The sequence below is a fragment of the Psychrobacter raelei genome, assembly GCF_022631235.3.
Taxonomy (GTDB): domain Bacteria; phylum Pseudomonadota; class Gammaproteobacteria; order Pseudomonadales; family Moraxellaceae; genus Psychrobacter; species Psychrobacter raelei.
The window spans coordinates 1,356,703-1,380,090 of record NZ_CP093310.2 but is presented as its reverse complement, the minus strand read 5'-3'; the positions used below and the strand labels follow the sequence as shown (position 1 = coordinate 1,380,090).

Genomic DNA, 23,388 nt, shown 5'->3' with positions numbered 1-23,388 from the left:
TCCAGTAGCTTCAAGGATAGATGCTTTGCGCTAGCCTTCTCCGTTTAAAGCTTAGGTTTTATAAATTCCGGTGTTTCAATACTCGGTATATTCTCATAAATTTTAAGTAAAGTCTGCTCTGGCGTTAAGTCTTCACCATGATGCCAATAAACAATCTTAAGCCACTGTGCAGCTCTTGCGAATTGACCATAGCCTAACCAAGTGTCTTCTAAATATTTGGCTAATAATTTTCTACCCACTTCTATCATGGTTTGATTGTCGTGTATGCGGTTTAATTGGTTTTGACAAACCAGATAGCCATACTCTCTTGGTGTGATGGTTTTTCTTTTTAATGAGATGTTTTTTTGACCATAGTAATGTTCAAACTCTTTAATACCAGCCTCATAATCTTGCGCTTGTATGCACAATGCTAAATAATCATCTAAGCCATATGTTTTAAGACTTCTGGTTTCCCACCACTGACGTTTGACATAATTATCACCATAGATAGTTTTGGCATGTTGCCAGTCGCTGATACTGTCTTTACCAGTATCAAGCCATTTGGCAAGAGCTAAGTGTTCATATAGCTGATATTTATGGAAATAAGGATCTTGTTCTTCTCCATAACGATTCTTAAGTGTTTCATTGTCATCAATGGCTTTCTGTATCCATTGGATATGGCTGGGTAGAATTACCTCTGTTTCAGACTTTAGACCCACCATCCAATAACCAATTAACATAAGAATATCAGTTGCTGCCACATTACCCATAGGACTATCAGGATCGTATTTAGTATTGATTAAAAAATCAATCATTGCATTTTTTCGTTTTTTCATAGGATCAAACAGCATTTAACATTTCCTTTTTATTGATAAATTAGCTTGTGACACTGTTTCTAGCATTACCCGCACCTGTCGTTCTTTTTTTAAACTTTTCCTTGTCATCAACTTCTTACAATATTGTTAAATTAGTAAAATCAAACTTCTCACAACCAAAAGTTGAGATTGATGTCATACTGGCTATAATACCCTTCTGCTTATCAAACAAGTATACTAATACCATTTCTATTCATTAACATACCGAGCAAAACGAGCGCAAGTACTACAATTAGTAGGCTAAGTGAGTTTGGCAAAGATATGTTATTTTAGAGAATTGGTATCATTATAAAACTCACCTCTCTGATATAGATAATACTATGCCTAAGCCAGACTTATCTCGCCTTGATTCTCTCCCCTCAGACGGTTCAGGCTTTGATGCCGAAAACTTTGACAGCGACGAGTTAATCGACCCTGTAGCCGATGAATTAGAAAATACGGTACTCAGACTTAGCGATTATCTGGCAGCGGTTGAGCTGGTGGTCAAAGAAACCTTTAGCCACAGCGTTTGGGTTAAAGCTGAGATTCGCAACTTATCCAGCAAGGGCGGGCATTATTACTTTGAGTTGGCTGAAAAAGACGACGATGGCAAAGTGATTGCCAGTTGCCGAGGTAACTTATGGCGCTTTAAAGCAGCACGAGTATTGGCTAAATTTGAACGTGCTACTGGCATGGCGTTAGAGCGTGACGTTACCGTTTTGCTTAACGTGACAGCAAATTTTCATCCACTGTATGGGTTCTCATTAACCATTAATGATATTGACCCCAGTTATACTCTAGGTGATTTGGCTCGCCAATATGCCGCCATGTTAGAGCGACTCAGTGCTGAAGGACTACTCAACTTAAACAAGCAAGTCCCTGCCCCTTTTGATATTGAGCATGTGTTGGTTATTGCCCCCGAAAAAGCCGCTGGGCTTGGTGACTTCCGAGCCGATGCCGATAAATTGCAGCGCACTGGGGCGTGTCACTTTCATGACCACTACGATCACTTAGACCATAAAGCCATTAAACAACTGGCGCATAAAGTGGGGCATTTTTATGTACCGCTTGGCGTAAAAGCGCATCTGATACTCTGGGGGGTGGCGGCGGACAATATCAGCGAATATGATTGGTATGAGAGTGCCAGCATCACTGGCGGCGCCTCTTTATCTAAGGATGAGATTACGCTCACCTTTGCGCCCACTAGGCATTTTAGCGGACGCCGATTAACCGGACAAAACACCTCGCTATGGGGGAGCTGGGCGGTACAGTCTCAGCAGCTGAGCGTCTACTTTAGTGGCGATGGCGGCTACTCAGAAGAATTTGCCAAAATCGGTGAGCGCTTTGGCGGCTTTGATGTGGCCTTTATCGAAGATGGCGCTTATAACCAGAGCTGGCGCAACGTTCATATGATGCCAGAAGAGTCAGCGCAAGCTGGCATCGATGTTCAGGCAAAAGTCGTGCTGCCAATCCATTGGGGCAAGTTTGATTTGTCCGTGCATCACTGGCGTGAACCGGTTCGACGACTCAAACTTGCCTTCGATAATTACAACAGCACTCAGCCTGCCAAACACAGAATCAAAGTGGCCACCCCCCGTATCGGCCAAGTCTTCACCCTCGACACACTACCCACCGCGCCTTGGTGGGAGCACAAAGTCTCATAGTAGAGGTTATCTTTTTAACGACAATATCCGCTGTGTTTTATCACCAAAGCGGCTCAATACAAAAGTGGAAACTGAGACAAATTGGCGTAAATGACTGCGCCAATGAGTACGCAGGCCGCGCCAAACCATAGCAAATGACGCTGCGGCTGCGACCAAGCAACCGCCCAGTTGATTTTGTTTTTTGCGCTTATCCATTCCATCACGCTAATGGCGACAGTTAGCCACAATGTACCTACCAAATAGCCGCCCATCACATCACTTAAATAATGCTCGTTTAACACAATTCGGCTTAGGCCAATTAAGAGACATAAAAATATGGTGACGGCGCCAATGCGTATTTGTCTCATAAAATCTGTGCTAAAACGGATACTCAAATAGGCAATAAACCCATATAACGCCACACAAATTGTGGCATGGCCACTGGGAAATGAATAGGTTGCTTCATGGAGCAAAATATCTATTGGCCGCTCACGCTGGAACAGCATTTTGCTTAAAAAAGTAAATCCAGTGCTGCCCAAGGTGGCAATAAGCAGCCCTATAATTAAATAGCGCTGCCCTACTAGCCAGCACAATAGCGTGGTCAGCACCATGACCAAGGCGGTAATCGGCGTGGAGGCCAAGCTGGTGATTAGAATAAAAAAATCAATTACCCCTGAATCACTCATGACGCTCATCTGCTGCGAGACGAAATGATCCATCGCCACGATAGACTCTGAGGTGACCACATCCTCGACCAGACCCACAAATAGTGATAACACATAGCCCATTACCAAGACCAATGCGGTCAAAGGCAAGCCATAAAAGTGCTCGATATGTAGTCTCTGCCAAAAAAAATGGTACAGCTTAGGATAACTGATCTTTAGCTGAGCTAGGCGCTGCTTGATACCAAATCTTCTTTCCAAAGCGCGGCCATAGTCCAATAACTGTGTCCGCACTCTATTGCCATACTCAATCACTGAGTGCTGCAGCATCCATAAAAATATCATGACAAATACAATCAAGCCAATTAAAAAGGACAGCTGCTGATTGTCTTGAATGAGACTGAGCATAGATAATGGTGACCTTTGTGAGTACTTTTAGGGAGTTTACCATGTATATTTTAGCCACCCTAGTTTATGCCAGATTTAGGCACTATTAAACTTATGCCTAGATAAACTTATGCCGAGATAGATACCTGTTACGACTTAGCCTTGCTCCATCACTCGCTTTGTAATGGCGGACCAACTAAGTCTGGTTGCAAAATTTGACTTAATAACAATCTACCTATCACAGTCCCTTCACCACTGCGATAACGCTCGGTTAACGCGTCACTATATTGTCTTAAATCAACGCTATTATTGGCATTAGGCTTTTGCATATTGGCCGGCAAGTTAACAAAGTCCAGCGGTGGCTTTGAAAGTGGCAAATAACGCTGAAACACATCGACGCTCAGGCTATCAATGTCTGGCTGGCTGGTTATATTATGCAGATACTGCCACTGTATTTGACCGTTATTAGCTAGGCCATAAAGCTGCTCTACGCTTTGATTAAGCGTTTGATCGTCAGACAGCTGACCTTCACCGCTATACACCCCATATATCAGCTGATCAGACTCAGTGTCTATCATAGTTCTCATGGACGTGAGCATTTTTTGTACCAAGGATTTACTGCTAAATGTATTGCCAGTGGCCTCGTTTAGCCTTACCGACTCAGCAGTGCTATTGTCCTTGCTGTCAGTATTGGCAGTATTGGAAACATTGGCAGCATCAGTCTCGGCCACAAGCTGCGGATACTTGGCACTAAGAATAGAATACAACGTACGGATATAGTCATGATAAGACTGATAATAATCTTGCACTGTTTGGGTGCGGCGAATCACCTGTGGGCTGGCCAACATAAGGCTAAGCTGCTGCTCAGTTAACGCTCCAGAGAGTCTATTTAACTGACGGGGTGCCACTGGTTCAAACTCGTTAACCGGCGCAGATTCATACAGTCTGTCTAAAGCTTGAAAGTGCGCTTTGATTAGCGACTGGGTAAAACCTTGAGGCAACGTACCATCATTTAAAGTTAGCTTTAGCCATTTATTGTGCCAAGTGGTGCCAAGCTTAGTATCTAGATACTCTGAGGTTAACATCGCAAAATTATCGGCCCATAAATAAATACTGCCGGTCTTGGCATCTACATAAATCGGCTGATTGATAGAGATTTTATTATTATGGACAAAATACTGAGCGCTCATTAGGATCGTAAACTTACCAGCAGCGGGCTGATAGCTGCCTTGAGCATGGATAGACGATGGCTTTAATAGATAAGCCTGTAGCAGTTTGGCTTTTTTGACATCGAGCTTAGTGGGCTTGTGCTGATAATTATCAAACAGGTTTTGGTAATACTCAGAGACCGGTTTGATAGCGTGCTCAGCAGGCGCTACACTCTCATCAGCTGTCTGTTCACTTTGTTCATAGTCGATTTGGTTCTCAGTGTCATACTCATCAGGCTGATTATATTGCCACGCTTGATAAGCCTTGCTACAAGCGATATAAGCCTGTTTAATGGCTTGTCTTTGGGCGTCAAACTGGGCTGATTGCACAGGTTTTTGCGCACCATCTGCCTGCTCAAGTAAGCCCATATACGCCTGATCATGCGTATTTTCGCAGTAAGTATCTAAAGAGTCAGTGACGCCTAAGTCCTCAGCGTTAACCGTGTCAGGTGACATGGCCGGACTGATTTTAATCTGGCTATGATAGCTATAAGCGCTCGTACGCTGCTTCTGTAGTGCCTGCTTAAGCGCTGCTTTTGCCTCGATAGGCGATGCATCATTATGTGATTGCAGCGCTGTGGTTTGACAGCCGGCAAGTAACAGGCTGCCTGCCAGCAAGGTCAGTGATAGTGGCAGTTTTTCGAGTCGTGGCAGCTTTCTAGCCAGTGCGGCGTTTGCTTGCTCTGATCGCTGTGCTGCCGGCTTTGATGCTGTATTTATATGAGTATTGCACGTCATGAGAAGTCCTTGATAGCCTAGTTCTGATAAGGGTGATAATTGAGGTAGATTGTAAAGGGTTCGCATAAAGCGCTTTAAAGGCCTTTACTCAAAACGGCTTATTGTGGCCCATAACTGTCCTCATCGTAGCTATCCTTGCGGCAGTCATTATGAGCCTCATCTTCATGATAGTCGTCATCATCAGTGCCCTCATATTGGGTGACACATGTGGCATCGATATAAAAGTACTCTTCTCGTGCTGCTTGCGCCAAGCTCTGCTTTTGTTTGCTTAGCTTGATCTGTTGCAACCAAGCATTGCCATCGATAGACTTCGGCGCCTTGCTACCAAAGGACTGCTCAAGTAGTGGGGTTAAAGCATGCTGGCTAAAGCTATTGTGGTCGTAGCGTATCTGATTGAGCATTGCCGATTGCATCCCAATAAGCTCACTGCCCAGATTGATACGCTGCTGTTTACCCAATAAGTGACCGGCTTGATCTAGGTAATAATAATTAGCCTGATTAAAAGAGATCGGCACTACCGCCTCAATCAGTTGCAGTAGGGAGCCGATATCCCCACTTTGATAACCTTTGTTATAAAGCTGTACTTTTTTTATGGCATTTTTTAGGCCATGGTTGTCAGGGTAGGCCTCAGGATGCGCATCCACATAGCGCTCTAATGCCGTACTGATGTGTTTAAATATTTTGCCAATAAGCTCACCACTTTGCTTACTGCCAAAATACACTTTAATACCTTGGGCTGCCCCAATCTGCTTGGCAAAGTCATCGTTTTGGATGTCGATTAAGCTGAACAGCTCAGGGTCAAGCTCCGCGATACTGTCTTGCATAGCGGCAATACTGGCATCATAGATGATTGCAGGCGGAATCTGTGAGGTGATGCTGGCAGGCAACCCCAAATCGACTGTCTTCGATATCATTTGATCAGGCAAAGGGGTGTTTTCAGGATCTACCAGTGCCATCAGAGGCATTAAGGCAGAGGGGTCAACAGACACACGGCTGTTATTAAAGTCTATCGCAAAGGGCAATTGTATGGTGCCACTTACTGTCGGCGCTGCATAGTCATAGCTGTAAACGCTGTTATACCGGCGCTCTGCTGGCTTATACTGGCTGACACTATTGAGAGTAAGGTATTGGTACTGATAGGCATTAGCAGTGGCGACCTGCTCAGGTGTCTTTTTACTCATGCTCAGCAAAGCCGTTAAGCTCCCCATGCCCCCGATGCCTGCTTCTGATTTGGCATTATCTTGCTTAGCCGCCTGCATCTCTTCGTAAGTGGCCAACATACGTTTTGGATTATTACGGGTTAAAAAACTGCCTTCTTCATGGTCTGCATAATCTGCCGCCCCATCGTCCGCATCGCTGTCATACCCCTCCTCATCACTGTCAGCAGCAACAGCCGCAGCTGCCTCTTCTATAACAGTCACTTCGCCTGCGTCATCTATATAATAATAAGCATTTGTTTCCTCATCATAATAGACGTCATCACCAGTCACCTCCTCCTCCTCACTATAAGCCTCATCTTCAGCGTGACTGTTTTGATAGTCAATAATGTCTAATACCGTGTTAAATAAACTGTCGGCACCAGCATCAATACTGCCCTCAGCAATAAAAGGGGTGAGGTGATAACGGGCTTTTGCCACAGCCACATGCTCGGTAGCCAGATGTTGCCGCAACGCACTAATAAGCTTATTTTTGGCTTGAGTGTCGCTATCAGGAAAGGCGCTTTGATCAAACAGCTGTTGATATGCCGCTTGATTGCGCTGTAGGGTGTGTTGAAAGGCTTTGCTCTGAGCCTGAGTAAGGGCCGGATCGCTGACTGAGAAGTCTATTAAGTTCGCCGGTTCCGAGGCGCTTAAAGCGGCTGTAGACTGGCACCCCATAAGTGATAAGCAAATGCCGCCAATAAGCGTCGCATGCCGTGTGCTTGACGACCACTTATAGCACAGACCCGCTTTCATATCGGCTCTTAAAGAGCGTTGAGGTAAGGGCTGTCCTTTGCGATGGGCCATAACTTCCTACTTCCTATTTAAAAAATACTGAACACCAAAATTTGTAAATATTTATCTGACACCTTTTTCATATCCTTGATAGTACGCTAATTTTACTCAATACAAAAGATTACAAAGTACAAAAACCACAATAACAAAAACTCTCTGACTGCTTATTGCTTATTTTATAATCTTTGTTAAAATTAAAGCGCTGATCAAGCGTATATATTTATGTTGCTATCAGCCGCTGTTAACTATCTCTGGTTATCTTTTTTAAGGTTTGGCCGGTAGTGTAACGCGTTATAGTTAAAAAACGCTTTATCATTAGCTTTATCATTAAAAAATACTTCGTTTTAAGTTGTTGCTCCATCTCATTTAATAAACCAATTAACTGACTAAGACAGCCCCTCCTTGCTTCTAGGAGCGCTTTGGCTGGCCTTCTTTGACGCCAAAAAATGACATTTTGCTATTTTGGCCCGTCTATTTACGCTTACCTTGCGGTCTGGTGTTAATTGGTTTTTAACCCATCTAAAAGTTAATAAGTGAGATGACGATGAGAGTACATGACTATGAATATGACGAAAAACTAGTTATTGAAGATTTTTTCAATAACACCCTTCCTAAATTCCCCTTTGAGGTTTTGGCGTCACCTTATCATCAAATTGATAAGCATAACTTGAGCAAGATTAAGGATCTGTGCCGCCATATTATCGACCCCTACTCTTATGCAGGCGAAATTCCTGCTGCGGTGGACCGATTTTTAAATAATTTGGCCACCAACTGGCCGCCCTACTTCTCCACTTTTGAATATACCATCACCCAAAGCCAAGGATACATCGCTTTGATGTATGTCTATGATGTCTCGTGCGCCAATTTTGAGTCCACTATAGTGCTCTATACCCGTCAGTACTTGAGCCTAAAAGGTTATATGGATAATCCTGAGGGTGACGACTTTTTTTGTATTCTACCGGTGATTATCACACCGCCCAGTGTGATCAACAATGAGGATGAGAGCCTCAATAGATCTTATCGCTTTATAGAGCTGATTAAAAATGCCAACTTGCATAAGGTGGTGATAGTGGCGCTCAATGGGGCACACTTGGTACTGGGCTTATCTGAGATACTCACTGTGAGCTATCAAGGCTTTGAGATTAACCCGCCGCCTAATGATCCCAGCCGAAGACGCTCTTTGTCACATATGGAGCCGGAAGAGTATATGAATGCCATTGAATGTTGGGGACTAGATAGGGTGATTTTGCCACCGGCTATCTTTGAGGTGCCTGATACCTATAAGAGTTAGCAGCCGCGTGCTGCAATTGAGCCTATTATCGCCAGCTCAATTTTAATGACCCAAAAAAGGCAAGATAAAAGGCAGAAGAGACTTAATCCATTAGGTCTAATCTGCCTTTTTATATGCCCCCTATAACTGATTTGCTACGTTGATAAGAGCGGGCTGAAGTAGACTATGAGCGCGCTTTAAAGGCATCTTCAAAGATACCCACGATTTGTTCATGAGTGGCTTGAATCGGGTTGGTGAAGCCGCACACATCTTTTAAGGCATTAGTGGCCAGCTCATCGAAATCTTCACGTTTTACGCCAAGCTCTTTTAAAGATTTAGGAATATTAACAATATCTGCCAGTTTTTTAATCGCATCAATGGTATCTAGACCAGCAAGATTGGCGTTATTATCACCCAATACTTTACCAATCACATCTAGCCTGTCTTTGGCCGCTGATTGGTTAAAAGCTTCCACATGTGGCAATAGCAGTGCATTACACACCCCATGCGGTAAGTCATACATACCACCTAACTGGTGCGCCATAGCGTGCACGTAGCCCAAAGAGGCGTTGTTAAATGCCATCCCTGCTAAGAACTGAGCGTAGGCCATGTCTTCACGAGCCTGCATGTTTTTAGGCTCAATTACTGCCGTAGGTAATGCCTGAGCGATTAGCTCAATGGCCTTTAGAGCGCAAGCATCCGTAATGGGACTGGCCGCGGTAGATACATAGGCCTCAACAGCGTGAGTTAACGCATCCATACCGGTTGCTGCAGTCAATCCTGCTGGCATGTTAGACATAATGCCTGAGTCGTTAATAGACAGCATGGGCGTTAAATTGCTGTCAACAATGGCCATCTTAATGTGGGTTGACTCATCGGTGATGATACAGAATCGAGTCATCTCAGAGGCGGTACCTGCGGTGGTGTTGATGGCCACCAAAGGCAGTGTCGGCTTGCTAGACTTATCTAATCCTTCATAGTCTTGAATCTTGCCACCATTGGTAGCCACGACAGCTATCGCTTTAGCGCAGTCATGCACTGATCCGCCACCAAGAGAAATCATTAAGTCTGCCTCGAATGTTTTTAGCTCAGTCAGACCTGCTTCGACGTTTGCCACAGTGGGGTTGGGCTGAACCTCGGTGAACAGCTTAATCTCGATGCCCTTTGATTCTAGCGGCCCCGTAATCTGCTTTACGACCCCAATTTCTTCCAGAATCTTATCGGTTACAACAAATACTTTTTTGCAATTAAATCTTGCCAACTGCTCAAGACCTTTTTCTAATGCGCCTTCCCCAATTAAGTTATTAGAAGGCTTGACTTCCTCCCCTCGCTAAACCGAGGGGATTGCTACAGCTAGACGGTCAAGCCCGACCGCAAGGATGTTCTTAGCAGCATTGATATCTCTATCATGCCATGTGCCACACTCAGCACACCTCCATCCTCTTATTCCAAGTCCTGCTCTACCTTTCGGACTACTGTCACTTATTTGGCGGCAGTACGAGCAGGTCTGGGTAGTGTAACTCTCATTTACCATCTCAAGCTGACAACCTGCATGCTTGCATTTATATTCCAGTTGTCGTTTAAGTTCAAACCAACCTGCATCGTATGTCGATTTAGCGAGTTTGGTCTTTTTAGTTGTAAATGAGCGTGATTTAACATTACCAACCACTATCAAAGCATTGCCCTGCACAAGTTTGGTGGTGAATTTATGAGTTAAGTCTAATCTTGAGTTTTTGATCTTGGCATGGATTGCCTTTACCCGGCTTTTATTGTTTGCACGCTGGGCGACTGCTAATTTATTCGCCCATTTTTGAGTCTGCTTAATCTGTAGTTTATCGCCCGTTGATGTGGTAGCAGACTGCTTTAAGCCTAAGTCAATACCAACGCTGCCTTTGCCACTTGCTTGTCTAGGAAAATCTTTGACGGTAATACAGGCATACCAACGATTACGGCTGTCTTGCACTATCTCAAGCGTATTGATTTGATATAGGCTTAGATTATAGCTATCGAATACGTCTATGATAAGCTTTTGACCTTTACAGAGCGATAGCTGTATGGTTGATTTAAGTGCTTTTTTACCTATTTGTCTTGTATGTAGATACTTTATGGCAGACTTTTTAAAAGGTATCCAACCTAAGCTTTTTCGTTTGGCATCGGGTCGGTTGGTTCGCCAATTAAGTTTGGCTTTTTTAAACTGCTTACGAGATTTGGCATGAGTTTCGTTGATGGCTTGCAAAGTTTGCGAGTGCAATCCTAAATACTCACCACTGCCTTTGGTGTATTGGCTTAAATCATAGGCCCAAAACTACTTACCTGTGCGTCTTAAATGCTCAAAGCTTAACGCATTAACATAGTTCCACGCATAGTTAACACTCCCAGCTAGTTTGTTTAGCTGGTTTGCATGTTTGTCTTTGATGCGTAGCTTGAGGGTTTTCATAGGGTTAGTATGGCGAGGTTAATTTTAACTTGCAATACTTTAAGTACTGATCACGACAGTGTGTGTCGCCTTATATCCACCCCCTGAAGTGGGTGGTTTTACGGTGACCGGTGATAAAAAATTGTGATAAAGCCATGATAACTTCCCTATTAGTTTGTTTTTTGTTTTTAGTAACACTCAATACAGAGTACAGGCATCTGTACGCATACCTCATACTGAAGCTGCGCTGGATAACATAACAGATGTACACTGAGATTTGGAAGGGGTTATGGCTTATAATTTAAAATATATTTTTAAAATTACTTATACCCACATTTTTATCATTAGAATCAGAGTAGTTGCTATTAAGCGGGTTGCTTGATTATGCTGACTGTTTAATGATTAAGGCAGGTAACCATTCTCAGGCAGCAGTTCAGGGGGAAGATTATCCTCGCCCAGTGCTTCAAGCAAATTTCGCTCAATGGTGCGTGATAAAGTGGTTAAAGGCAGTTGATTGGCCGCTTCGCCAAAGGGGTCTGTTATTTCTTCATTGAGCGCATCTAAACCAAAAAAGGTATAGGCAATCACACCACAGACAAAGGGCGTCACCCAGCCTAGCGAGGTGGCCAGCCCGAAAGGCAACATGAAGCAGTACAGATAGGTGGTTCGATGCACCAGTAACGTATAGGCAAGTGGCAGAGGCGTCTTATCAATACGCTCACAGGCTGATAGCACCACAGTTAATGAGGTCAGTCTATCATCCATGTTTTGGATCATAAGATCTGAGGTGAGGTTGTCTCGCCGGCAAGCGCCCAGCTGTTGGCCCAGTAATCTCAATAAATACTCAGGTAAATTGCCAGCTTCACGCATACCAGCGTGATACTCAGGTGCCACAAACCTCTCAACATCCGCCCAAGGTGAGCTCTTACGCAGCCTATGACGCAGCGCATGTGTGAAAGCTATGGTCAGATTCACCATCGTATGCTGCGCCTGTTGAGCGCCTGGTTGTGTGTCATCGATAAAAGACATCACTTGACGGGTAAAGCTGCGCGACTCATATACCAGCTGGCCCCACAAGGTTCGAGCCTCCCACCAACGCTGATAACTGGCATTGTTGCGAAATCCCAAAAACAAGGACAAAGCTATCCCCATAAGGGTAAAAGGCGCGGCACTATAAGAAGAAAACGAGCTTGGAATCCAGTGTTGAACTGCGGAGATTATGGTACTGATTAAAATGATAAACAGTACTTGAGTATAAATATGAGGAATAATGGAACCACGTAGCGTAAACAGTATCTTAAATGCATTGGGTTTTTGCAAAACGAGCATAATAACGTTCCTGTTGCGCTAGGATAAATGGACGCGGCGCTTAGCTTACAGATAATTTTTTAGATGTCTATTTTAGCATTAAAATTTTTGTCATTTAAAAGATGAGATAATATCCCATATATTTAAAGACCAACCCATGAGCCGAAGCTCACAGTTCAATCACTTAGTAAAAGGTGTACCCTGATACATAAAAAACTTAAACTCATCACCCCGCTTTTTCCAAATACAGAGGGCGCGGTTTTTCAAAGAGATAGGCTGGCCATCAACTAAGACCTGCGCATAAAAGTCACCGGTAACCATAACATAATCCTGCATATCGATGACCTGATTGATATCATAGTCAAGCTGTTGATACTCATAGAACCCAGACTTAAGTTTTTGTAAATACGAAGACAAGTCATCCATCGCACCACTACTGTGCACATAGCGTAAATCGGCATCACACAGTGCAGCAAACTCATCATACTGTTTATTTAGTAAATAGTTAAAACGCTGTTGTTCAAGCTCGCTAATTTGTTGTTCCATAACTTCCTCTTTAACCTAATTTTCTTTAACGTCAATTTAGCTTTCAATGTGGCGAATCTTAAGCTTATTTTATTATAAAAAACTTTCTCATTACGCACTGTTGCAGATTTTATATTGGTAATATTTTAGTTTGGCCTGCTTATTTTTTATTTGATTTAAGCCAGCTATTGCAGTTGGCCAAAAGTCAGATAAACTGTCATAAACGACATAAACAACCAAGATGGGCTATAGTGGTAAAACTGATATTATTGGGACTTTTAGCAGGGGCATTTTTTAGCTCAACCTTTGTCATCAATGAGCTGATGAGTAGTGTTGGTGGACATTGGTTTTGGTCTGCCAGTTTACGCTATGTGTTTATGCTGCTGCTGGTCTCGGCCATTATTATCGCTCAGCACGGCATGGGACGCCTTAAACAGCTAACTGAGCTGTTTCTGAGAAATCCTATGTTTTGGTGCATCACAGGTGGTATTGGCTTTGGTATATTTTATGCCGGCATCTGTTATGCCGCTGATCACGTCAGTGGTTGGGTGGTCGCAGCCACCTTTATGTTTACTGTGGTGAGCAGTTTATTTATCTTAATGGCATTTGGTCAGCGCTTTGAGAAAAAGATATTTGTGTACGCTTTTTTAATCTTTTTAGGGGTGGTGTTAGTTAATTTAAGCGAAGGCCTAAATGCCGATACTCAAAACCAAGCACCCTTGTTTGACATCTTAGTGTATGGTGCCCTGCCAGCACTCATCGCCGCATTTAGCTACCCGCTTGGTAATCAGCTGGTATGGCAAGCTTCCTCCAATGCTAAGCTGTCCTCTGCTTTTTATGCAGATATGGCAGCAGAGGAGCTATTAGTAGATACTGGCACTGGCACTGGTGCTCATAATAATGCGAAGACGCACCCTGTCACGGATAGCCAGGTCACTCGTTATCTTACTGCTAAAATCCCCTCATTTGATACCTTACTGCTGCAAAGCTCATTTAATAAAATATGGCTAATGACGCTCGGTAGCCTACCCTTTTGGCTGATTCTGGCAGTGATCATACAGCCCCCTTTACCTGCCGCTTCTCAGGTTTTTAATACTTTTTTGGTGGCATTATTGGCAGGTGTGGTAGCCACAGGACTATTTTTGTATGCCCGTGAAGAGGCCAAAACATCCAGTGAAGTGGCCGGCGTGGATGCCACTCAAGCCAGCGAGGTTATCTTTGCGTTAATTGGCGGTATGTTTTTATTAAACAATGATCTACCTTCTGCGCTTGGCTTAGTGGGCGTGGCAATCATTATCTTAGGCCTGGTGTTATTTGCCAAAAACAACTGATCTAGGCAAGGCTATTTTAGTCATTGTATAAACCAGCGGTTAGAGTAACCGTTGATCTTGTCTTTGAGAGCACTGCTCGTGGCAACAAATTGATAAAGATGTCATCACCTTAGCTTGATTTGTCATTATAATGTAGTAAATCAAACTTAGGCCTATTTATTATGACCACTTATATTTTAGACACCGAAACCACAGGGCTGGTAGATCCACATATGACGGAAGCGGCCTATAGCATTATTGCCATTAATAATGCAAAAATCGAGGTTATCCAAGCCCCCCGATCCAAGCGCTTCAATCCACTAAAGCCGATAAGCTTAGGCTCTATGGCGACCTCACACATTTGTGATGAGGATGTGGCTCATGAACCGCCACACACAGAGTTTCGTTTGCCAAACAGCGTCGAATACCTAGTCGGTCATAACATAGACTATGATATGGCGGTACTAAAAAATGCCGGCGTCACCCACACGCCCAAGCTCATTTGTACCAAGGCGATGTCAAGCTATCTACTGCCGATTCTTGAGAGTCATAAACTGGTATCACTGCTGTATCACTTTCACCGTCAAGTGGCACGCGAGCAGGCCAAGCACGCGCACGCTGCTATTTATGACATCTATTTTACCCAGCTAGTACTTGGCAGCTTAATTGAGCTTGCCAATAGCCAAGGTCATAACATTACAGATGTTGAAAGCTTGTATCAATTCAGCGAAATGGCGCGCATCCCTACTCACTTAAGCTTTGGTAAATATAAAGGCCAAGCCATTACTGAGTTAGCCGCAAGCTCTGATGGCGCAGGTTATCTAAAATGGCTTATGGGTCAAGACAGCATAGACCCTTATTTGGCTGAGGCTTGCCAGCAGGCACTCAACTCTTAAGCCACTAGCGGCGCTTTTGGCGTCGATAAACTAAACACAATAATATCAGCTAGGATGTCAGCTAGATGAATAACAGCACCGGCCATATCACCCATCGATCTTATCCCATCGGCCTTATAAATAGGCGGCAATGATATTAATCAGTAACGCAATAATGCTAAGGTTAAAAGCAAAGGCAATAATTGAGTGTAATATGGCCAATTTGCGGCCTTTAAGGGAAGTAAACGTAACATCTGCCGTTTGCCCAGAGGTGCCTATTGCCACAGCACAGTAAAAAAAATCGACATATTTAGGTGGCTCGCTGGTACTGGGTGTACTTTTATCTATATCCAAGCTCATTTCAGGAAAGGCCAGCGGCAAGCGTTGGCCTTTTTGTTGTTCAGAAAAATACAAATAAGCATACTGCAGCGCAAATACCACTTGAATCATCAACCAGGCAATAAAAATAGTGGCTATGGTCAAAATCAGGCTCAGTACTAATGTGATATCTTTATAAGTCTCAGCCAACTGAGTTTGCCGAGCGATGGCATAGACACAGATGAAGCTTGAGACTGTGATTAAAGATAAAATAAAAAAGGTGCTTTGCCGAGTACTGCTTAAATGCTTATGCAGGGTATCATGTCTCATCATCACAATAATACTGGCAATAAATGATAGCACGGTGATATCCCAACCGATAATCAATGCCGCACTCAATGAGACGTGCCACGTTAGGTGGACCACGCCACCCATCAGGGCACCTATTAGTAAGCTGACTAATAAGCGCCAATGGTGATTAAGCAGATGGGATAAAGCGTTCATTATGCCGGCCTACATATCGACCTTGAGTCGGTCCCAATATTTTTGATACAAGGCCATGGTGGTATCGCCAACATCTTCTCGGAACAAAGCGTGACCAAGTAAGTCATCGGGAGGATAGATAATTTGGTTATTGGCAATATCTGCAGGCATCAGCTTCTTGGCGCTCTCATTAGGTGAGCCGTAACCGATCTCTTCACTAATAATGGCGGCATTATCTGGGCGCAGTAGATAGTCGATAAAGGCGTAGGCATTTTCGCGGTTTTTGGCATTTTTGGGAATGGACATGTTATCCATCCACATAATCACCCCTTCTTTGGGATACACAAAATCAAGCTCAGGCATGCCCTGATCTTGCGCCATAATCACCTCACCATTCCAGGCAAGCCCCAGATACGTCTCCCCTTCCATAAACGGCATACGCGGTGCATCTGAGTTAAAGGTGCGCACGTTGGGCATAAGCTTTGACAGCTTTTGGTATGCCGCTTCAATGTGCTTAGGGTCATGAGTGGTGGCGGGATAACCTAAGGTTAATAGCCCCATGGTAAACACATCACGCAAATCATTCATTAGCATCACCCGGCCCTCAAATTCAGGACGCCATAAGTCATTCCAAGAGGTGATACTGTTAATATCAATACGGGATTTATTGACTGCAATCCCAGATGAACCCCACAGATAAGGCACACTAAATTTGTTTTGTGGGTCAAACGAGGCATCTAAGAAGGTAGGACTTAAATTACCAAAATTACTGAGCTTATTATGATCTATGACCTCAAGCATACTCTCTTTGCGCATCTTATCGACAAAGTCTGTACCTGGAAATATCACATCATAATCGCCGCTGCCATTCATCAATTTTAGCTTAGCATACATGGCCTCATTGGAGTCAAAGGTACTATAAATGACCTCGATGCCCGTCTCTTGAGTAAAGCCTTTTAGCACACTGTCTGAAATGTACTCGGTCCAGTTATAGACCTTGACCACGTTACCACGCGCGGTATTGGCCAAATCGGCGGTATCAGTGTCGGTATTAGAGCGCTGACAGCCGGCTAGACCCAGTCCCGATAAGCCAACCAAACCTGCACCTGTCATTCCCAAAAAACGTCGGCGTGAGAATAAGTTGTTATTAGCCATCATAAATCCTTAACGTTTTTTAAGAAGTAGTAATTGAGAGATGACCAAGCCCACCAGTGAAATGGCCAATAATAAGGTACCCACCGCATTGACCTCAGGCTTCACCCCGACCCGCACCATAGAATAAATTTGTAGCGGTAAAATCTCAAAGTTGGCACCGGTATTGAAGGTAGACACCACCACATCATCCAGCGATAAAGTAAAGGCCAATACCCAGCCGGCCAATACCGCAGGCAGGATAATGGGCAACAGTACCGTACGAATCATCGTAAATTCACTGGCACCCAAGTCACGGGCGGCTTCCAATACACTATTGTCCATACTCGATAATCGGGCTGATACGGTAATCACCACAAAAGGCAGACAAAAGGTAATGTGCGCTAATAACAAGGTTATAAAGCCCAGCTCAATACCTATGATTAAAAACAGTGCCAATAGCGAGATGGCCAGCACAATCTCAGGCGACATCATCAGCACAAACAATAAGCTTTGCAGTACGCTTTTACCCTTAAAGTCATAGCGCTGAAAAGACAATGCGGTAAGCCCGCCAATCACTGTGGTAACCGTCGCCGCAACCACTGCCAACAACACTGAATTAATGGCCGCTTGAATCATAGCCTCATTGCTAAACAACTCATGATACCAATGTAAACTAAAGCCGCCCCAGTGATAACCAATCTTGGAGGCGTTAAATGAGAACACCACCATGACCATAATTGGCGCAAACATAATCAAATACATTAGGGTTAAATAGAGGCGAGACAGCCACTTCATTGAACTACTCATACAACTCCCCTATGCCACTTCATTATGATCAGTTTTGCCAATGCGTTTGCTGCTGGCGTAATAAGCGGCAATCAATATTGCCATCGTTAAGGTCAACAGCACACTCGCTGCAGCGCCAAACGGCCAGTCGCGTGCATCCAAAAACTGCGACTTAATAATATTACCCACCAACAAGTTACGTGAACCGCCTAAGATATCAGCCACATAGAACATCCCCATCGCCGGCAGTAATACCAGCAGCACCCCTGAGATAATACCGGGCGTGGTCAATGGCAATATAATGTGCCAAAAGGTTTGAAACTTATTGGCGCCCAAGTCCTTTGAAGCCAGTACAATGTCGTCTCGCAAATCGGTAAATACTGCATACAGCGGCAATACCATAAATGGAAATAACAGATACACCAGTCCGCCGATGACCGCCTTTTGGGTATATAAAATCTGTAGTGGCTCGTTAATCAGCCCAGCTCCAATCAGTGCTGAGCTTAACAGCCCGTTGGCCGCCAAAATCAGCTTTACAGCATACAAGCGCACCAGTGAGTTGGTCCAAAATGGAATAATTAACAATAGCATTAAAAACGACTGCCATTTTTTTGATACTCGGCTAATCAGCCATGCAAAAGGATAGCCTAACAGCAGACAAATCAAGGTGGTAATGGCCGCCATACTTAACGAATGCAAAAAAACTTTGACGTACAATGGGTCGATGAAGCGTAAGTAGTTCTCAACCGTTAATGGCATTGCCAAGAACTTATCTTCATCGCGGGTTAAAAAGCTTGCTAGTACCACCAATATATTGGGCAATAATGCAAAAATAACCAGCCAGGCCCAAATTACAAATAAGGTGACCCGCTGAAATAGGCGGCCATTATTTTTGCTGTGACTAATGGCATTAGATAATGTTGATTTATTCATCAGGTAAAATCCACTCCCAGCCATCAACCCAGTCTACACGCACCTCTTGGCCCAATTTATAGTTAAAATTGGGATCATCTTCGTTGAAATACTCAGAAGCCTTAACCACATTGCCATTTTGCAGACGAATCACAGAGTCTAAGGTACTGCCTTTATAAGCACTATCGATCACGTGCCCGACCAAACCTTCATGACCTTCATTGAGGTAATAAACGCGAATATCCTCTGGGCGTAGCAATAGGTTAATGCTTTGTCCCACTTGCACCGCAAATTTTGGACGCGGCAACTCACGTATCGGATGAAAGCCCTCTTTTTGCTCAGTGACCTCTACTTTTATGTGTTTATCAGCCACCTCTAGCACACGGGCTTTAAATAAGTTGGTCTCACCGATAAAGTTGGCAGTAAATAAGTTAGCTGGGGTTTCATAAATACGAATGGGTGAATCAATCTGTTGAAACTCGCCAGCTTTCATTACCGCAATACGATCAGACATCGATAAGGCTTCTTCTTGGTCGTGAGTTACGAATACGAAGGTAATACCAAGCTCTCGCTGCAAGCGCTTAAGCTCAGATTGCATCTGCACCCGCATCTTAGCATCAAGCGCAGACAAAGGCTCATCAAGCAGTAGCATTTTAGGACGGTTAACCACCGCACGCGCAATTGCAATACGCTGCTGCTGCCCCCCTGATAAGTCTTGTGGGCGACGATTTATGGTATGCTCAAGCTGTACCATTTTTAGCGCCTCTTTTACCCGAGTATCAATCTCAGCTTTGGGCACTTTTTTAAGCTTCAAACCATACGCGATATTGTCATACACATTCATATGCGGAAATAGTGCATACTGCTGAAACACGGTATTAATTGGGCGTTTTTCAGCGGGTAGATGGGTGATATCGACCCCATCTAACTGCATAGAGCCCGTATCCGGCATTTCAAAGCCGCCTATGAGGCGCAGTAGTGTGGTCTTACCACAGCCTGAAGGCCCCAGCAAAGTTAAAAACTCGCCATCATAAATATCTAAGTCGATACTTTTTAGAATCTGAGTATCATCATAGGCTTTGTTTAGCCCACGAATCTGTAGCAGCGACTTTTTTTCGGTGGCGTTGGCTGAAGCCAGTGCCGAAGTTTCATTAAGCGACATAGGAGCGATCTCATATCAGGGTATAGGTTCGTAAGGCGTTATCGTACATGAGCGACACTAAAAATCCAACATATAGCGAAGATTAATTGCAATATCAAAACAGCACACGTGTTGACTCGACAAAATCTTGATGCCTTTCACATACGCTTACTATACCTAATTATGAGCGCCTAGGTTTTATGTCTTCATCTACAAACTTTGTACGCAGCTGATTTTAAAAAATGATTCGTCGATGAGTACAGAGAAAGTATCTAAAAAACTAACAAAAAAGACATGTCACTCACAACTGTTCTATAAATAAGAACAATATATTGCCATAACGCCTGTTTATTGCTTATAAAAAATCATCTACTATAAAAGTTAGCACTTCAAGAGAAGAAATTAATTTTAATAACATTTGATAGGCATAAAGATATGGGATTATTAGTAGAAGGTAAATGGCAAAATCAATGGTATGACACCGAAGCAACAGGCGGCCGCTTCCAAAGAGACATTTCAAGATTTAGAAGCTGGGTAACCGTAGACGGCAGTGCCGGACCAAGTGGTATTGAGGGCTTTAAAGCTGAACCTAACCGTTATCATCTATATGTCTCACTGGCGTGTCCTTGGGCGCATCGCACTCTAATTTATCGTAAGCTAAAAGGCTTAGAGGACATGATTTCAGTCTCTGCGGTGCATCCTTTAATGCATGAGCACGGCTGGACCTTCAATGAGGGTGAAGGCGTTATCCCAGACCCAATCTTTAATGCAGATTACATGCATCAAATCTATACCAAAGCCAAATCAGATTATACAGGCCGCGTGACCGTACCTGTGCTTTGGGATAAAAAGAACAACACCATTGTGAGCAACGAATCCTCTGAAATCATTCGCATGTTTAACTCAGCCTTTGATGAAGTGGGCGCAAACAAAGACGTGAACTTCTTACCAGAGGCGCTGCGTAGCGAGATTGATGAGTTAAACGACTACATCTATCCAAACATCAATAATGGTGTTTATAAATCAGGCTTTGCTACCACTCAAGAGGCCTATGAAGAAGCGGTTGTTGATTTATTTAAGGCCTTAGATACCATTGAGGCTCGACTTGAAAAAAATCGTTATCTGACTGGTGACACCATCACAGAAGCTGATTGGCGCTTATTCACAACCTTAGTGCGCTTTGACCCTGTGTATGTCGGTCACTTTAAATGCAACATCAAACGTATCGTAGATTATCCAAACCTTTGGGGCTACTTACGTGACCTGTATCAAGTGCCTGGCGTTGCCGACACTGTGAACATGGACCATATCAAGACCCACTATTATGGTAGCCATGACACCATTAACCCAACCTTAATCGTACCGGTTGGCCCAGAGATTGACTTTATGACGCCGCATGGCCGTGAAAAACTATCTGCCTAAATCAGCTATTTAAAATAGCTGTATAAAAAGGTAATTGGCTCAAATGACAACTGTGATTTGAGCCAACATTAAACCGATAAGAGCGATAAAAAAAATAAAAACCGAATAAGATTTAATACTACATCCATAACATAATACGCTAATAGCATAATAATTTAATAATACGAATAATAACGATTAAACCTTTCCTTCAGCCCAGTTGACGCTTTCCTCCACTTAGCGCAGCTGGGTTTTTTTTGGTTTAATAATCAGCCTTCAATAGATACTCTATCCTATATAGTCAGTGCACTACTGACCACTTTTAACCACAAAAAAACCGCTCAGATAACTCATATCTAAGCGGCTCTTGATACATTTTTTTAAGTGTTCATTAACGCGCATCTGGATGTAATAAGTTCTCCATTGCTTCTACCTTTTGTGGCTCTTCACGAGGGATAAATTTATTTAATATCAGCCACAGCAGACCAATAAGTGGAGAAATCCAGCAAACAAACGCATACGGTGCATAAGTTAAAGTGGCTGCACCAAGTGTCGCTGCAACAAAGCTACCGCCCATGTTCCAAGGGATAAGCGGGGACAAAAGCGTACCACAGTCCTCAATTGAGCGCGTTAAAGTGGTACGTTTAAAGCCCATCTGCTTGTATTTGTCTTTTAATAGACGCCCTGGTAACACCAAGGTTGTGTAGACATCACCAATAATAGTACCGACGCCAATAACCACACCATAGGTTGAGCCAACCAAGCCAAAGCGGGTTTTGATGATTTTGTTAAGCTTCACCATAATGGCTTTAAGCGTTCCATAATGCTCAAGTGAGCCGACAAAAGCCAGTGCAAAAATAGTCAATGTCACCACCCACGTCATCGACATCACGCCGCCTTTGGTCAAGAGCTGATCGACTACCTCAACGCCTGTTTCACTGACAAAGCCATCTTGTAGCACTACAAAAATCTCATGAACGCCTGCCCCTTGCATAAAAAACGCAATCAAAGAGGCGACTAAAACACCGATTAATACGGTTGGAATCGCTGCAAATTGCATCACCGCCGCACCGATGACAACCAAGGCTGGCAGCAGTGTCCAAAGACTAATGGTGTAGTTTTCTGCTAATGTTTGCTGCATTTGTTCAATCGATGACATATCCACCGAATCTGAACCATAACCAGCACCAATCCAAGCATATAAACCCAATGCAATAATTAATGCAGGCACAGTCGTTGGTAATAACCCTTTGATATGTTCCCACAGATCGATACCTGCCGATGCTGGCGTTAAATTTGTGGTATCAGACAGTGGTGACATCTTATCACCAAAGAATGCACCCGAGACGATAGCGCCGCCAGTAAGCTCCGCAGGCAGACCCAAACCGGTACCAATACCCATAAGAGCCAGACCAACTGTACCGATTGTACCCCAAGAGGTACCGGTTGCTATCGAGATAACGGCACAAATAATACAAACAGAGACCAAAAAGGAGGAAGGGCTAAAAACATCAAACCCATAATATAAAATAGTCGGTACGGTGCCCGCAATAATCCATGCACCGACGAGCATACCCACCCCCATAAGGATGATAATCGCTGGCAGGCCGACCTTAATGACTCTTAAAAATCGAGACTCCATACCATCCCAGCTACGACCACGCGCAGCCATGAATAGTGCTGTGATCAAAATACCACAAGCAAGTGGAATATGAGGGGTAAAGTCTTTGAAGATGAAGAACTGCACCATGAGTATCATGGCAGTCAGTACCAGAGGGGCAATATCTAATAGAAAGTTGGATGAGGCTCTATAGCCCTTTACCTCAGGATCGTAGGGCTTTTTTTTGATCATAAACGTATAGGTTCTCCTTAATCTGATTAACGTCATCTTTAAGTAATACAAGACAACTGTGATATTTAACTAAGCAGTAAGGTTATTAAAATTTTTAATTGATATCAAGTTTTTGGCTAAAAAAACCTATCTTGGGTGTACGTAGACAGGATAGACAGACCAAATATTGATATATCTGCAAGCATAAAAAAA

Annotated in this window: 17 protein-coding genes and 2 pseudogenes; 5 read left to right on the top strand and 14 right to left on the bottom strand. The window is 43.6% G+C overall.

Going from position 1 to position 23,388, the window contains the following annotated elements:
• Nucleotides 1–44: 44 nt before the first annotated feature.
• The gene (locus MN210_RS05870) at nt 45–830 is read right to left on the bottom strand and encodes a hypothetical protein (protein WP_338412736.1); all 786 of its coding nucleotides are present in this window, start codon (nt 828–830) and stop codon (nt 45–47) included.
• A gap of 344 nt (nt 831–1,174) precedes the next feature.
• On the opposite strand from MN210_RS05870, the gene MN210_RS05865 reads away from it, so the two are divergent.
• Nucleotides 1,175–2,497 carry an exodeoxyribonuclease VII large subunit gene (locus MN210_RS05865; protein ID WP_338412735.1) on the top strand — a complete coding sequence of 441 codons (1,323 nt, stop codon included), beginning with the start codon at nt 1,175–1,177 and terminating at the stop codon, nt 2,495–2,497.
• Between the two features lie 53 nt (nt 2,498–2,550).
• On the opposite strand, the gene MN210_RS05860 is transcribed toward MN210_RS05865, so the two are convergent.
• From MN210_RS05860 to MN210_RS05850, 3 genes are all read right to left on the bottom strand, one after another.
• Nucleotides 2,551–3,546 carry a phosphatase PAP2 family protein gene (locus MN210_RS05860; protein WP_338412734.1) on the bottom strand — a complete coding sequence of 332 codons (996 nt, stop codon included), beginning with the start codon at nt 3,544–3,546 and terminating at the stop codon, nt 2,551–2,553.
• A 149-nt stretch (nt 3,547–3,695) separates the two neighbouring features.
• Complete coding sequence (locus MN210_RS05855; RefSeq protein WP_338412733.1) at nt 3,696–5,471, bottom strand: hypothetical protein; 1,776 nt, start codon at nt 5,469–5,471, stop codon at nt 3,696–3,698.
• 98 nt (nt 5,472–5,569) lie between these two features.
• The gene (locus MN210_RS05850) at nt 5,570–7,477 is read right to left on the bottom strand and encodes a hypothetical protein (protein ID WP_338412732.1); all 1,908 of its coding nucleotides are present in this window, start codon (nt 7,475–7,477) and stop codon (nt 5,570–5,572) included.
• Between the two features lie 526 nt (nt 7,478–8,003).
• Between MN210_RS05850 and MN210_RS05845 the strand changes: the two genes are divergently transcribed.
• Nucleotides 8,004–8,756 (top strand): hypothetical protein, encoded by a 753-nt coding sequence (locus MN210_RS05845; RefSeq protein ID WP_338412731.1) that lies wholly within the window; start codon nt 8,004–8,006, stop codon nt 8,754–8,756.
• A 163-nt stretch (nt 8,757–8,919) separates the two neighbouring features.
• Here the strand turns inward: MN210_RS05845 and MN210_RS05840 are convergent.
• The 4 genes and pseudogenes from MN210_RS05840 to MN210_RS05825 form a co-directional block, all read right to left on the bottom strand.
• A pseudogene (locus tag MN210_RS05840) lies at nt 8,920–10,047 on the bottom strand (iron-containing alcohol dehydrogenase); the annotation flags it as partial.
• Between the two features lie 18 nt (nt 10,048–10,065).
• Nucleotides 10,066–11,172, bottom strand: a pseudogene (locus tag MN210_RS05835) (RNA-guided endonuclease InsQ/TnpB family protein).
• A gap of 381 nt (nt 11,173–11,553) precedes the next feature.
• Complete coding sequence (locus MN210_RS05830) at nt 11,554–12,480, bottom strand: bestrophin family protein (RefSeq protein ID WP_338412730.1); 927 nt, start codon at nt 12,478–12,480, stop codon at nt 11,554–11,556.
• Nucleotides 12,481–12,639: 159 nt separating this feature from the next.
• A complete protein-coding gene (locus tag MN210_RS05825; protein ID WP_155587119.1) occupies nt 12,640–13,005 on the bottom strand; it encodes a nuclear transport factor 2 family protein in 366 nt (121 codons plus the stop codon).
• A gap of 230 nt (nt 13,006–13,235) precedes the next feature.
• Between MN210_RS05825 and MN210_RS05820 the strand changes: the two genes are divergently transcribed.
• Together MN210_RS05820 and MN210_RS05815 are read left to right on the top strand one after the other, a co-directional pair.
• Nucleotides 13,236–14,315 carry a multidrug resistance efflux transporter family protein gene (locus MN210_RS05820; protein WP_338412729.1) on the top strand — a complete coding sequence of 360 codons (1,080 nt, stop codon included), beginning with the start codon at nt 13,236–13,238 and terminating at the stop codon, nt 14,313–14,315.
• 161 nt (nt 14,316–14,476) lie between these two features.
• Nucleotides 14,477–15,190, top strand: a complete 714-nt coding sequence (locus tag MN210_RS05815; RefSeq protein ID WP_338412728.1) for a 3'-5' exonuclease — start codon at nt 14,477–14,479, stop codon at nt 15,188–15,190.
• Nucleotides 15,191–15,304: 114 nt separating this feature from the next.
• On the opposite strand, the gene MN210_RS05810 is transcribed toward MN210_RS05815, so the two are convergent.
• From MN210_RS05810 to potA, 5 genes are read right to left on the bottom strand one after another with little or no spacing between them, the layout of a single operon-like run.
• Nucleotides 15,305–15,991 carry a DUF1345 domain-containing protein gene (locus MN210_RS05810; RefSeq protein ID WP_338412727.1) on the bottom strand — a complete coding sequence of 229 codons (687 nt, stop codon included), beginning with the start codon at nt 15,989–15,991 and terminating at the stop codon, nt 15,305–15,307.
• Nucleotides 15,992–16,000: 9 nt separating this feature from the next.
• Complete coding sequence (locus MN210_RS05805; RefSeq protein WP_011960328.1) at nt 16,001–17,125, bottom strand: extracellular solute-binding protein; 1,125 nt, start codon at nt 17,123–17,125, stop codon at nt 16,001–16,003.
• Nucleotides 17,126–17,134: 9 nt separating this feature from the next.
• On the bottom strand, nt 17,135–17,911 hold the full coding sequence (potC, locus tag MN210_RS05800) for a spermidine/putrescine ABC transporter permease PotC (RefSeq protein WP_011960327.1): 777 nt from the start codon (nt 17,909–17,911) through the stop codon (nt 17,135–17,137).
• A 9-nt stretch (nt 17,912–17,920) separates the two neighbouring features.
• Entirely contained in the window at nt 17,921–18,823 is a 903-nt protein-coding gene (gene potB, locus MN210_RS05795; protein WP_338412726.1) for a spermidine/putrescine ABC transporter permease PotB, read from the bottom strand.
• On the bottom strand, nt 18,816–19,964 hold the full coding sequence (gene potA, locus MN210_RS05790; RefSeq protein ID WP_011960325.1) for a spermidine/putrescine ABC transporter ATP-binding protein PotA: 1,149 nt from the start codon (nt 19,962–19,964) through the stop codon (nt 18,816–18,818). The genes potB and potA overlap by 8 nt, the downstream gene beginning before the upstream one ends.
• A gap of 414 nt (nt 19,965–20,378) precedes the next feature.
• On the opposite strand from potA, the gene MN210_RS05785 reads away from it, so the two are divergent.
• On the top strand, nt 20,379–21,365 hold the full coding sequence (locus tag MN210_RS05785) for a glutathione S-transferase family protein (RefSeq protein ID WP_338412725.1): 987 nt from the start codon (nt 20,379–20,381) through the stop codon (nt 21,363–21,365).
• Between the two features lie 370 nt (nt 21,366–21,735).
• Here MN210_RS05785 and nhaC read toward each other — a convergent pair whose 3' ends face one another.
• Nucleotides 21,736–23,196: a Na+/H+ antiporter NhaC gene (gene nhaC / locus MN210_RS05780; protein WP_338412724.1), complete on the bottom strand. Its 1,461-nt coding sequence runs from the start codon at nt 23,194–23,196 to the stop codon at nt 21,736–21,738.
• Nucleotides 23,197–23,388 lie beyond the last annotated feature (192 nt).